8 protein-coding genes are annotated in these 12478 nt (G+C 75.8%); 5 read left to right on the forward strand and 3 right to left on the reverse strand.

The window, feature by feature from the left end; translation table 11 throughout:
* The first annotated feature begins 50 nt into the window (after positions 1–50).
* Together aceE and OG422_RS07905 are read left to right on the forward strand one after the other, a co-directional pair.
* Entirely contained in the window at positions 51–2714 is a 2664-nt protein-coding gene (gene aceE / locus OG422_RS07900) for a pyruvate dehydrogenase (acetyl-transferring), homodimeric type (RefSeq protein WP_405741299.1), read from the forward strand.
* A 319-nt stretch (positions 2715–3033) separates the two neighbouring features.
* On the forward strand, positions 3034–4212 hold the full coding sequence (locus OG422_RS07905; RefSeq protein WP_405741302.1) for a helix-turn-helix transcriptional regulator: 1179 nt from the start codon (positions 3034–3036) through the stop codon (positions 4210–4212).
* A 134-nt stretch (positions 4213–4346) separates the two neighbouring features.
* Here OG422_RS07905 and OG422_RS07910 read toward each other — a convergent pair whose 3' ends face one another.
* Both OG422_RS07910 and OG422_RS07915 read right to left on the reverse strand, forming a co-directional pair.
* Positions 4347–5288, reverse strand: a complete 942-nt coding sequence (locus tag OG422_RS07910) for an SDR family oxidoreductase (RefSeq protein WP_405741305.1) — start codon at positions 5286–5288, stop codon at positions 4347–4349.
* Positions 5289–5507: 219 nt separating this feature from the next.
* Complete coding sequence (locus OG422_RS07915; protein ID WP_405741308.1) at positions 5508–7421, reverse strand: hypothetical protein; 1914 nt, start codon at positions 7419–7421, stop codon at positions 5508–5510.
* 255 nt (positions 7422–7676) lie between these two features.
* On the opposite strand from OG422_RS07915, the gene OG422_RS07920 reads away from it, so the two are divergent.
* The 3 genes from OG422_RS07920 (at position 7677) to OG422_RS07930 (ending at position 10853) form a co-directional block, all read left to right on the forward strand.
* Complete coding sequence (locus tag OG422_RS07920; protein ID WP_143943145.1) at positions 7677–8195, forward strand: DUF4240 domain-containing protein; 519 nt, start codon at positions 7677–7679, stop codon at positions 8193–8195.
* A gap of 59 nt (positions 8196–8254) precedes the next feature.
* Positions 8255–9136, forward strand: coding sequence for a TIGR01777 family oxidoreductase (locus OG422_RS07925; RefSeq protein ID WP_405741311.1), 882 nt, complete (start codon positions 8255–8257; stop codon positions 9134–9136).
* 427 nt (positions 9137–9563) lie between these two features.
* Positions 9564–10853, forward strand: a complete 1290-nt coding sequence (locus OG422_RS07930; RefSeq protein ID WP_405741314.1) for an FAD-dependent oxidoreductase — start codon at positions 9564–9566, stop codon at positions 10851–10853.
* A 162-nt stretch (positions 10854–11015) separates the two neighbouring features.
* Here OG422_RS07930 and OG422_RS07935 read toward each other — a convergent pair whose 3' ends face one another.
* The gene (locus OG422_RS07935; protein ID WP_405741317.1) at positions 11016–12470 is read right to left on the reverse strand and encodes a regulator; all 1455 of its coding nucleotides are present in this window, start codon (positions 12468–12470) and stop codon (positions 11016–11018) included.
* Between the last annotated feature and the right edge of the window lie 8 nt (positions 12471–12478).

Genomic DNA, 12478 nt, shown 5'->3' on the forward strand with positions numbered 1-12478 from the left:
CCCGAATGCCTGCCGAACGCATTCCCCCTCTGTCCGGAAAGGGGCCATCCATGCCCGATCCCGTGCGCCTGCCGTACAGCCAGCTCGACCAGCTCCCGGACCGGGATCCGGAGGAGACGGCCGAGTGGCGCGAGTCGCTCGACGCCGTCACCGCGGCGGCGGGCCCGCACCGCGCGGCGTATCTGATGCGCCGCGCCCTGGAGCACACCGCCGACCCGGCGCTCGCGCCCCTGGAGACGGACTACGTCAACACCATCCCGACCTCCGCCGAGCCGGAATTCCCCGGCGACGAGGCGATGGAGGCCCGGATCACGGCGTGGAACCGCTGGAACGCGGCCGCCATGGTCACCCGTGGCTCCCGGCTCGGTCTCGGCGGCCACATCGCCACCTTCGCGTCGGCGGCGTGGCTGTACGAGACCGGCTTCCAGCACTTCTTCCGCGGCAAGGAGGGCACGGGCAGCGGCGACCAGCTCTACATCCAGGGCCACGCCTCCCCCGGCATCTACGCCCGTGCCTTCCTCGACGGCCGCCTGACCGAGGAGCAGCTGGACCACTTCCGGCAGGAGGCCGGCGGCGAGGGCCTCCCGTCGTACCCGCACCCGCGGCGCCTGCCCTGGCTGTGGGAGTTCCCCACCGTCTCGATGGGCCTGGGCCCGCTCTCCGCCATCTACCAGGCGCGCTTCAACCGCTACCTGGAGCACCGCGGTATCAAGGACACCGCGGACAGCCATGTCTGGGCGTTCCTCGGCGACGGTGAGATGGACGAGCCCGAGTCGACCGCCGCCCTGGCGCTGGCCGGTCGTGAGGGTCTGGACAACCTCACCTTCGTCATCAACTGCAACCTGCAGCGCCTGGACGGCCCGGTCCGCCCGAACTTCAAGATCGTGCAGGAGCTGGAGGCGCAGTTCCGTGCCGCCGGCTGGAACGTCGTCAAGTCGCTGTGGGGCCGGGCGTGGGACGAGGTCTTCGCGCTCGACACCGACGGCGCGCTGGTGCGCCGCCTGCGCGAGACGCCGGACGCGCAGTTCCAGACGTATGCCACCCGTGACGCCACCTACATCCGTGAGCACTTCTTCGGCGCCACGCCGGGGCTGCGCGCGTTGGGCGACTCGCTCGACGACGCCACGCTGCTGGAGCTGTTCCAGACCTCCCGCGCGGGCCACGAGCCGCGCAAGGTGTACGCCGCGTACCAGGCGGCCGTCGAGCACAAGGGCGCGCCGACCGTCATCCTGGCGCAGACCGTCAAGGGCTACACGCTCGGCGCCGGTTTCGAGTCGCGGAACGCCAACCACCAGATGAAGAAGCTCACCGGGCAGGAGTTCCGCGCCATGCGCGACCTGCTGGAGCTGCCGATTCCGGACAGCGCCCTGGAGGGCGACACCGTTCCCTACTGGCGGCCCGCCGAGGACTCCCCGGAGATGGTCTACCTCCGGGAGCGCCGGGCGGCCCTGGACGGCCCCGCCCCCGCCCGGAAGGTCACGCCGAAGCCGCTGCCGATGCCGTCGCAGAAGGCGTTCGACGCGCTGAAGAAGGGCTCGGGCAGCCAGGAGATCGCCACCACCATGGCGTTCGTCCGGCTGGTCAAGGACCTGATGCGGGACAAGGAGACCGGCAAGCGCTGGGTGCCGGTCGTCCCCGACGAGGCCCGCACCTTCGGCATGGAGTCGCTGTTCCCGTCGGCGGGGCTGTACTCCCCGAAGGGCCAGACGTACGACCCGGTCGACCGCGACCAGCTCCTGTACTACAAGGAGGCGAAGGACGGCCAGATCCTCAACGAGGGCATCACCGAGGCCGGTTCGCTCGCGGACTTCACCGCCGCCGCCACGTCGTACGCGACGCATGGCGAGCCGATGATCCCCTTCTACATCTTCTACTCGATGTTCGGCTGGCAGCGGACCGCCGACCAGTTCTGGGCGCTCGCCGACCAGCTGGGCCGCGGCTTCGTCATCGGCGCGACCGCGGGCCGCACCACGATGACCGGTGAGGGCCTCCAGCACGCCGACGGCCACTCGCACCTGATCGCCTCCACCAACCCGGCGGCGCTCTCGTACGACCCGGCGTTCGCGTACGAGGTCGCGGTGATCGTCAAGGAGGGCCTGCGCCGGATGTACGGTCCGGACGCCGAGGACGTCTTCTACTACCTGACGGTCTACAACGAGACCAAGGTGCAGCCTGCCATGCCCGACGGGCTGGACGAGGAGGCGATCCTGCGGGGTCTGTACCGCTTCCAGGAGGCGGCGGCCCCGGCGGACAACGCCCCGCGGCTCCAGCTGCTGGCGTCCGGCACGGCCATCCACTGGGCGCTGGACGCGCAGCGGCTGCTCGCCGAGGACTGGGGCGTGGCAGCGGACGTGTGGTCGGCGCCGTCCTGGACGGAGCTCCGCCGCGACGCGCTGGCCTGCGACGCCGCCCGGCTCGACGGGGAGGACCGCGTCCCGTACGTGACCCGTGCCCTGGAGGGGGCGCCCGGTCCGGTGGTGGCGGTCAGCGACTGGATGCGGGCGGTGCCCGACCAGATCGCGCCCTGGGTCGAGCAGGACTGGGTCTCCATCGGCACCGACGGGTTCGGCCTGTCCGACACCCGCGACGCGGCTCGCCGTCACTTCGGCGTGGACCCGCAGTCGGTGACCGTCCAGGCGCTGGCCGCGCTGGCCCGCCGGGGCGACGTCAAGCCGGAGACGGTCAAGGAGGCCAAGGCGCGCTACGGCCTGTGACCAGGGGCGGGGCGTCCGGCCCCGCTTCCGGGCGGTCCGGCTTCCGCCGGGTGCCGTCTCTCGGACCGGGCGGTCCGTGGTGCACCATCCGGCGCCACGAGCCGCTCCCCCGGCTCCCGTGCGGAGATCACCCACCGCGCCCGGGGTCTTCGCACGGGAACCCTTCCGGCCCGGCCGGTCGCGCCTTCGGGCGCGGCGGGCCGGGCCGTCGGTCATCGGTCATCGGGGGGGGCGGTCAACGACCGTCGGTCACAGGGGCCGCCGGTCAACGGCCCTCGCGCTGCGGGGCGTTGTCAGTGGTGCCCGGCATGATGGATCCATGCGTGCTGCCCGGCTGATCAAGATGCTGCTGCTCCTCCAGTCCCGGCCGTCGATGACCGCCGGTGACCTGGCAAGGGAGCTGGAGGTCAGCGAGCGCACGATCGCACGGGACGTCCTGTCGCTCTCCGAGGCGGGCGTGCCGGTCTACTCCGACCGCGGCCGGGCGGGCGGCTACCGCCTCCTCGGCGGGTACCGCACCCGGCTGACGGGCCTGGGACGCAGCGAGGCGGAGACGCTGTTCCTGTCCGGGATGCCGTCCGCGCTACGGGAGTTGGGCCTGGCGGACGCGGCGTCCGCGGCGCGGCTCAAGGTGTCGGCGGCGCTCCTCCCGGAGCTGCGGGAGGCCGCGAGCGGCGCCGCCCAGCGCTTCCACCTGGACGCCCCGGCCTGGTACCGCAGCCCGGAGACCCCCGCCGAGTTGCCCGCCCTCGCCGAGGCGGTGTGGGACGACCGCCCGATACGCGCCCGCTATCTGCGCAAGGACCGCGAGGTGGAGCGGGAGCTGGAGCCGTACGGGCTGGTGTTGAAGGCCGGGGTTTGGTATCTGGCGGCTTGTGCGCGGCGGGAGGGCCCGGCGGCGACTGCGAGGGGTGGAGCGGGTGCGGCGGAGGCGTCCGGTGCGGGCGCGGGCATGCCCGGCGGTGCGGGCATGCCCGGCCCGCCGGGTGGTGCGGGCGGCGGGCCGCCGGAGGCCTCGGGGCCGCCGAAGGGTGCGGGCTCGGCCCCGCCGGATTCCGCGGGTTCCCCGGACTCCCCCGCCCCGCCCGTCCCCCCGTTCCGTATCTACCGCGTCGACCGCTTCACCGCCGTGACGGCGGCGGAGGACGGGCATTTCGTCCGGGATCCCGGGTTCGATCTGCCCGCGTTCTGGGCGGAGCGGGCCGCGCAGTTCGCGCGGTCGTTGCTGCGGGCGGAGGTGGTGCTCCGGCTCACGGAGGGCGGTATACGCCGACTGCCGTACGTCACGGAGCCCGCCGCGGCGCGCGAGGCGGTGGCGGACGCGCAGGGCCCCGAGGCCGACGGCCGGTGGACGCTCACCCTCGCGGTGGAGAACGCCGAGGTCGCCTACGCGCAGCTGCTCGGGCTGGGCCCCGAGTGCGAGGTGCTGGCGCCCGAGCCGCTGCGCGCCCGGTTCACGGCGGCGGCCCGCCGGATGGCCGAGCGGTACGGCGGGTGACCACCGGCCGGGACCGGCACCGCTCGCCGCGCGGCGGCCCCGTACGGCGGACGGCCGCCAGGTGCCGCGGGCGGGACCGGCCGCAGGCGCCCCCTTCCGCGGCCTGCCCGCGCCACACCGGACTACCGGTACTCCTACCGGTAGTCCTCCGCCCTCCCCTCCTTCCCCCCGAGGACGACGTCCTCGAAGTAGCCGAAGCCGTCGGGGCGGGAGCCGTCCGCGTCGGTGAAGCCGTAGATCTTGGCGAGTTGGCCGCTGGAGAGGGACCGGCCGGTGAAGCGGGCGCGGTCGGGGTCGGTGGCGAGGGTGGCGACGGCGCGGCCGACGAGGGCCGGGGATTCGGCCACCGCGAAGTGCGGTTCCTGCGTGATGGCGTCCCGCCAGTTCTCCTCGGTGACGCCGAAGTGGTCCAGCATCTCCTCGGAGCGCAGGAAGCCGGGGGTGAGCGAAACGACCGTCGCGCCGTACGGTTCCACCTCGGCGGCGAGGCCGAACGCCATGCGGTGCGGGGCGTTCTTGGCGAGGTCGAAGCAGAGGTTGCCGCGGTAGGTGCGGTTGAACGCGGCGGTGCCGTCGGTCATGTCGACCAGCAGGCCACCGGGGGCGCGCAGCAGCAGCGGCAGCGCGTGGTGGCTGGTGATGAGGTGCGTCTCGACGCCGAGGCGGAGCATCCGCAGGCCCCCGGCGAGGTCCAGTTCCCACAGCGGGGTGTCGAACTGGAGGAGGTGGTCGCCGCCCCACACGCTGTTGACCAGGACGTCCAGGCGGCCCTGCTCCCGGTCGATACGGGCGACGAGGTCGGCGACCTGCTCCGGTACGAGGTGGTCGCAGGGGACCGCGATGCCGGTGCCGCCCGCGGCCGTGACCCGTTCCGCGGTCCCCTCGATCGTCTCGCCGGGGCGGCCCACCTCGCTGACGTGGTCCCGGGTGGTGCGGCCGGTGACATAGACGACCGCCCCCGCCCGGCCCAGCTCCACGGCCATCGCCCGGCCCGCGCCCCGGGTCGCCCCGGCCACCAGCGCCACCCGCCCCGCCAGGCTCCCCGCGCCCGCCGTACCGTTCCGTTCCGTCGTCATCCGTGCCACTCCTCGCCGTGTGCGGTGTACGTACACGGCGACCGTGCCAGCGATACCCGACATCTTCTGTCAGGTTTCCTGCGGACCTGGCGGACGTTCACGGGGAGGGCGTACAGGGCCGCAAGCGGTGGCCGGGCGTCCGGCGCGGCGGCCCCGCGCGGCCCGGCCGCCGCCGGATCCGGCCCCGGTGTCCGCCGGGCCCGGCTCACCGATCCCCCCTCACCTCCGCATCGCGTGCAGCAACCCCCCGGAGGCCAGCACCCCGGCGACCCGTACCGGGGCGGACGCCGGGACGCCGACGGCGAGGGTGGTGGCGCGGGTGGTGCGGCGCACCGCGCCGGTGACGTCGAGGCCGCGCACCGCGGGGCTGCCCGCCGCGAGCAGGTACCAGTGGCCGGAACCGGCGCGCCAGCGGGTCTCGCCGACGACCTCCGGGCCGTACGGGCTGCACGCGGCGGTGTCCCGGGCGCGGCCGACGACCCGGGCGGGCCGCTCGGGCCGGGCCACGGTCGGGTGGAACTGCACGGTGACCCGGCCCGGCCCGCGCCAGGTGTCGGCGCGGCTGCACACCCAGGTGGCGCCGGCGCCGCTCTCCGGCAGCCGCTGGCGGGCGTAGGCCCAGTTGTTCACCGACCGGACGCCCGCGCCCCGCTCCCCGCGCAGCGAGCAGGCGGTGTGGGCCCAGCTCAGCAGCGCCGCGGGGGTGGTGGCCTCGGCCGGGGGTGCGGCCGAGGGCCCGCCGCTCGCGGCCGGGCCGTACGTGAGGTGGACGGGCGTGAGGTCGCCGAGGTCGGTGAGCAGGAAGCTGTGCTGAGCCGTGACCCGCGCCGAGGAGCGCAGGCGCGCCACCGGCCACTGCCCGCAGACGGCGCCGTCCGCGGGCGGCTCCGGAACGCGGTCGGTGACACCGTCCGGGGCGACGTGCAGCGCCTTCTCGGGCGCCGCGGGCCGCAGCAGGTCGCGGGTGGTGGTGTCGGTGATCCACGGGGCGATGAGGTAGCGCATCCACCCGGTGCCGCGCCCGATGACCAGCGCCCCGGCGGTCGTCAGATCGGCGTTGTCGACGCGGGCGAACTCCAGTTCCGCCGGGGCCCCTTCGGGCTCCGCGTACCGCACCAGCCGGTCACCGTCGTGGAGGACGACCACCCTCACCCCGTCGATCACCCCGCCGTAGAGCAGCCGGGGCGGCTGGTCCGGCGGCCGGGTGGAGGTGCCGTCGGCGGCGGTGACGCGGACGTCGCGGCCCGGTGCGCCCCAGACCCGCAGGGCGCGCCCGAGCAGCGCCGTGTCCCCGGCGTACTCGCCCCGCGGCGACCAGGCGGTGAAGTCCACCCGGGAGGTGTCGGCCCATGCATCGTCGGGGGCGCGCACCAGCCGCTGCGGGTCCAGGGCCTGGCGGGCCCGCACGGTGGCCGGGTCCGGCTGGGCGGGCGGCGGGGTGCCGTCCGGCCCGCCGGCGGCGGTGAGCAGCGCCGCACCGGCCGTCAGTACCACGGCGGTGGCGACCGCCGCCCGCCTGCCCTGGCGGCGCCGGAGCAGATCGGTGGGGCGGGCCTGGACGGTGCACGGGTCGAACTCGCCGGAGTTCAGCAGCGCGGCGGTCCCCGGGCCGAGGTCGCGGCCGAGGGCGACGGCGGCGCGCTGCGCGGCACCGGGGTCGGCGACACCCGCCGCGTCGAGGACCGCGAGGACCTCGTCCTCGTTCAGCTCCTCCAGATGCCACAGGGCGACGGCGGCACGGGCGGGGGCGGAGAGCGCGGACAGCGCCTGGTCCAGGGCGAGTTCGTCGGCGCCACCGGCTCGGGGGAAGAGCCGCAGCCCCCACACGACCGGCAGCGGCGACCGCCAGCGCGGCGGCTTCGCCTGGGCGAGCGCCAGCTCCAGGACGCGCGAGCGGACGAGCGGATAGCCCGGTTCGGGCCGCGGGCCGCGCTGGCCGGGCAGAACGGCGCGGGCGCGCTCGCGGCCCGTGGACGGCAGGGCGCGCTGGACGATCCCGTGTGCGGTCAGCACCCGGCGGTGGCGGCCCATCGCGGGCGGCAGGACGAGGTGGGCGAGGCGCACCAGACGCGGGTAGTGCTCGACGATGGCCGCCTCGGCCCGCTCGACATCGGCGCGGGTTCGTTCGTCCATGGGCATGGCGTGGAAGCGCCCTTCAGGAATGGGGTCTGCCGATCGGGTACGGGAAGGTGCCGTAGGGGGCCAGCCTTCCAACGAGTGATTCTTGCACCGGTCACCCCGCTGTTGATCAACAACTCCGGTGCCCGGGAGCCGCGTACGCCGCATCCGGGGCATTCCACCTGCGCGTCCGGACGGGCGCCGCCGCGCGGGTGGCGGCGGACCGTTCCACATGCGTACGGCCCCGGCAGGCCCGATGCTGGAGCGGTGATGGACGAGACGGAGTTCTGGGAGCTCATCGACGCCTCCCGCGCGGCCGCCGGGGGCGATCCGGTGGACCACGCCGACGAGCTGACCGAGCGGCTACTGAGCCGCGACCCGGAATCCGTCCTGGACTTCGCCCGCCACTTCGAGGCCCGCTACCACCGCGCGTACACCTGGGACCTGTGGGCCGCGGCGGCGGTGCTGCTGGACGGCGCGAGCGACGATGTCTTCGACGCGTTCCGCTGCTGGCTGATCGGCCAGGGCCGGGAGGTCTTCGAGGGCGCGCTGCACGATCCCGACGAACTCGCCGTGCTGGTCGGTGAGTTCGATGAGGATACGGACGGCGACGGCGAGGAGCTGGGGTACGCCGCCGACGATGCCTACGAGCAGCTGACCGGCGCCGAACTGCCCGGCCTCGGCCTGCCACCGCAGCCCGCCGAACCGCTGGGCGGCTATGTCGACGTCGACGACGACGCGGCCCTGGAGACCCGGTTGCCCCGGCTGTGGGAACGCTTTCGCGCATAGCCGCGTCCCCCGGGGCGCGCGTCCGTACGGGGCGGGCGCGCGGCGGGCAGTATGGCGCCATGCGGATCGCGATCACCGGCTCGACCGGTCTCATCGGCTCAGCTCTCGTCCGGTCGCTGCGGGCGGACGGGCACACCCCCGTCCGGCTGGTGCGGCGGCCGCCCGCGGCACCGGACGAGGTGCGCTGGGATCCGCGCCGTCAGGAGGTGGACGTCGCCGGGCTCGCCGGGTGCGAGGCGGTGGTGCACCTGGCGGGCGCGGGCGTCGGCGACCACCGCTGGACCGCCGCGTACAAGCGCGAGATCCGCGACAGCCGGGTACGGGGCACCGCCGCCGTCGCCACGGCCCTCGCGTCGCTGGACGCCCCGCCCCGGGTCTTCGTCTGCGGCAGCGCCATCGGCTACTACGGCGACACCGGCAGCCGGCGTACGGACGAGACGGCACCGGCCGGTGAAGGGTTCCTGCCGGAAGTCTGCGTCAACTGGGAGGACGCGGCGGCGCCCGCCGCGGAGGCCGGTATCCGGACGGCCTTCGCCCGCACCGGCCTGGTGGTGGCCCGCTCGGGCGGCGCCTGGGGACGGCTGTTCCCGCTGTTCCGGCTGGGGCTTGGCGGCCGCCTGGGCAACGGCAGCCAGTACTGGAGCTTCATCTCCCTGCACGACCACATCGCCGCGCTCCGCCACCTGATCGACGGCGACCTCGCCGGTCCGGTCAACCTCACCGCCCCCGAGCCGGTGACCAACCGTGAGGTGACGGCCGCGATGGGCCGGGTGCTGCACCGCCCGACGCCGTTCCCGGTACCGGCGGCGGCCCTGAAGCTGGCCCTCGGCGAGTTCGCCGGGGATGTCCTCGGGAGTCAGCGGGTGATCCCGCGTCGCCTGTTGAAGAGCGGGTTCACCTTCGCGCATCCGGGCATCGAGGGGGCTATTCGGGCGGCTTGAGGGGGGATGCGGAGCGCGGCCCGGGGCGGGGTACGCGGGCGGAAGGCCGTGGCGGGCCTCGCGCGGCGGGCCCTGCGGGCCGGGCGTCGGCGGCCTCGCGCGGCGGGCGCCGCCCCGTACGGCCCGCGCCCGGCCGCACGGGGCGGCACCGGACCTCGTACGGCACCCGGGTGCCGAGGCGTGGCGCCGGGCCCCGCGCGGCGGTCTCGCACCGCGCCTCGCCCGCGCGAGGGGGCACCGGGCCCCGGCCCCCGCCCGTGGGCACGACCCCGCGTCCGGCGGAAAACGGCGCCCGCCCCGCTCCGACGCGCCCCGCGCGATCCCTGGCCGTCCGGGGCGGGCCGTCCCTACCGTGCCTCCACACATCATCCGGCGTCCCGTGTACCGGCCCGGCGCGGGCGGGCGGGACCGATCTGAGGAGGGGCACGTGCAGCGCACCTCATCGGCCGTGGACGCGGTCATCGTGGGGGCCGGCCCTGCGGGGCTGGCCGCCGCCCGTCAACTGACCGCCGCGGGACTCACGGTCACCGTGCTGGAGGCGGCGGAGCGGATCGGCGGGCGGTCGGCCACCGACGACGTCGACGGCTTCCTCCTGGACCACGGCGGCAGGCCGCTCGTCGCCACGCCCGGCCTGCTGCGCACTCCCGGCCTGGAGACGCTGAAACTCTGCCGGTTCGCACCGTGGATCGGGCTGCACAACGGGCGGCGCGCGCAGCGGGTCAGCGCACTTCGGAGCACAAGGGGCGCACTCGCCGCCGCGCGCGCCCTTTCGCGCGCCGATCGCCATCCGGCGCGCCCCCAGGACCGGCGCATGGACCGCCTCGGCGACCGTACGGCCCCCGACCGCCCGGCGGCCGACGCGCTGTCCGTCCGTCCGGTCTTCGCGCCGCGCGCCCACGACGCTTTCCTGCGGCCGCTGCTCGGCGTGCTGCTGGGCGATCCGCGGCTCGGCGGCTCCAGCCGCGGCGCCGCGCTGACCCTGCGGGCGTTCGCGGAGGGGCGGCTCTGCCTGCCCGCCGGGGGCGCCGCCGCGCTGCCCACCGCGCTCGCCGCGGGCCTGCCGCCCGGCACCGTCCGCACCGGCGTCCGCGTCACGTCCGTCGCCACCACCTCCGCCACCACCGCGGACCACGGCGAGGTGACCTGCCGCGCGGTGATCGTCGCGACCGGCGCGCGGGACGCGGCGGCGCTGCTGCCGGGGCTACGGGTACCGCCGTTCCATCCGGCGACGGTGCTGCACCACACCACCCCGCCCGGCCACGGCCCGCACCCGGCCGGGCCGCGCGAGACGCCGCTGCTGCTGACCACGCAGTCCCCGCTGGCCTGTAGCTACGCGGCCGGGGCCATCGACCCGTCGCGCGCCCCGGCGGGCCGGACGCTGCTGACGACGGTGGTGCTGGGCGCCCCCGCGGCGCTTCCGGCCGCCGCCCTGGACGCGGCGGTCCGGCCCCAGCTGGCCCGGGTGTACGGCACCGCCACCACCGACTGGGAGCTGCTGACGGTGCGGCACACCCCGGCGGCGATCCCGGCGATGCCCGCGCCGCACGACCCGGAGCGGCCGGTCCGGGTGCTCTCCGGGCTGTACGTGTGCGGCGACCACCGCGGCCTCAGCACCGTCCAGAGCGCCCTGGACTCCGGCCGCCGCGCCGCCCGCGCCCTCCTGACCGACCTCGGCCTGCCCACCGCCGAACCGGCCGCCCTGCACACGGCCGCCTGATACGGCGGGCCCGCACCGGCTCGGAGAGGGCGGGTGCGGGCCGGGGCGCCGGACGGGGAACGGGCTTCCACCGGACGCGGCCGGGGCCCCGCAGCCCCGGGGCCCGAGGCACAAGGCACAGGGTCCGAGGCACGGCCCCACAGGAGCCGAGGCCCCGGCGCCTCACCCCAACGCCGCCACCCGGTCCCGGTACCCCCGCACCGGCGCCGCATCGCGGTACGGCTCCAGCCGCCGTTCGAACTCGGCGACGTACTCATGGGCGCGCACCGACCGCATATCGGCCGCCTGGAGCGCCGCCTCGGCACCGAGCGAGCACGCCTGCTCCAGCTCGCCCAGGGCCAGCCGGGAGGTGGCCAGCACCACCCGGCAGAAGAGGCGGCTGCGGGCGAAGCCCGGTGCCCGCAGCTCCAGGGAGCGCTCCGCGTGCTGGGCGGCGGCACGGAACTGCCGCAGATCGCGGTGGCAGTGCGCCAGCTCGTCGGCCAGCTGCGCCTCGTCGAAGAAGCGCGCCCAGTGCGGCGTCTCGTCGCCGGGCCGGGCGCACTCCAGCGCCCGCTCGGACCGCGACAGCGCCGCCGTGCAGGCCCGCACCTCACCCATCAGGCCGTGGCCGCGCGCCTCCGCCGCGTGCAACAGCGCCAGCACCGCGGGCGGCGCCGCGGCCCCGACGCCCTGCTGCGCCACCCGCGCCAGCTGCACCGCCTCCCGGCCGTGTCCGAGGTAGACGGCCTGCCGGCTCATCGTGACCAGCACGTACGAGCCGTACGCGCGGTCGCCCGCCGCCTGCGCCAGCCGCAGCGCCTGGACGAAGTACCGCTGCGCCAGACCGTGCGCCACGATGTCATACGACGTCCACCCGGCCAGCCGGGTCAGATCGGCGGCCGCGGCGAAGAGTTTGCGGCCGGTCGCCTCGCCGTACGTGCCGCGCAGCATCGGCTCGGCCTCGTGCTCCAGATAGCGCACCAGGGCCTGACGGGCGTGGCCGCCGCCGTAGGCGTGGTCCAGCGCGCGGAACAGCTCACCGACCGAGCGCAGCGCCGCGACGTCCCCGGCGGTGACGCGGGCGCCGCCGACCCGGTCGACGTGGTCGGTGCGGCGCTGGCGGGGGACCGTGATCCGGCCCTGGAGCGGGACCCGGCCGGTGCCGTCGGGGCCCAGCTCGCCGCGGGCCACCCGTTCGTCGGGGCGGCCGATGAGCCAGTCCCGGCTGGGCACCACCAGCCCCGCCGGGGTGAAGGCGATCTTGCGCAGCTCGACATGGCTGCCGGAGTCCTTGCGCCACAGACCGCTGACGATGTCGACGGCCTCGGTGGGCGTCCCGGCGAATTCGAGTCCGGCGTAGACCGGTGCGCAGGCGTCCAGGCCGAGGTCCTGGGCCGACAGGCGGCGGCCCAGCTTGCGGGTGAAGACCTCGGCGATCAGCGCCGGGGTGGTGCCCCGGGGCTGCTGGCCGCGCAGCCAGCGGGTCACGGATGTCTTGTCGTAGCGGAGGTCGAGGCCGTGCTCGATGCCGAGCTGGTCGACGCGCCTGGCGAGTCCGGCGTTGGAGAACCCTGCCTCGGCGATGAGGGCGGCCAGCCGGCGATTGGGCGTGCGGTGCGGGGGTCGTTCCGTCATCAGCTTTA

It is taken from the genome of Streptomyces sp. NBC_01525, assembly GCF_045040405.1.
GTDB lineage: Bacteria > Actinomycetota > Actinomycetes > Streptomycetales > Streptomycetaceae > Streptomyces > Streptomyces benahoarensis.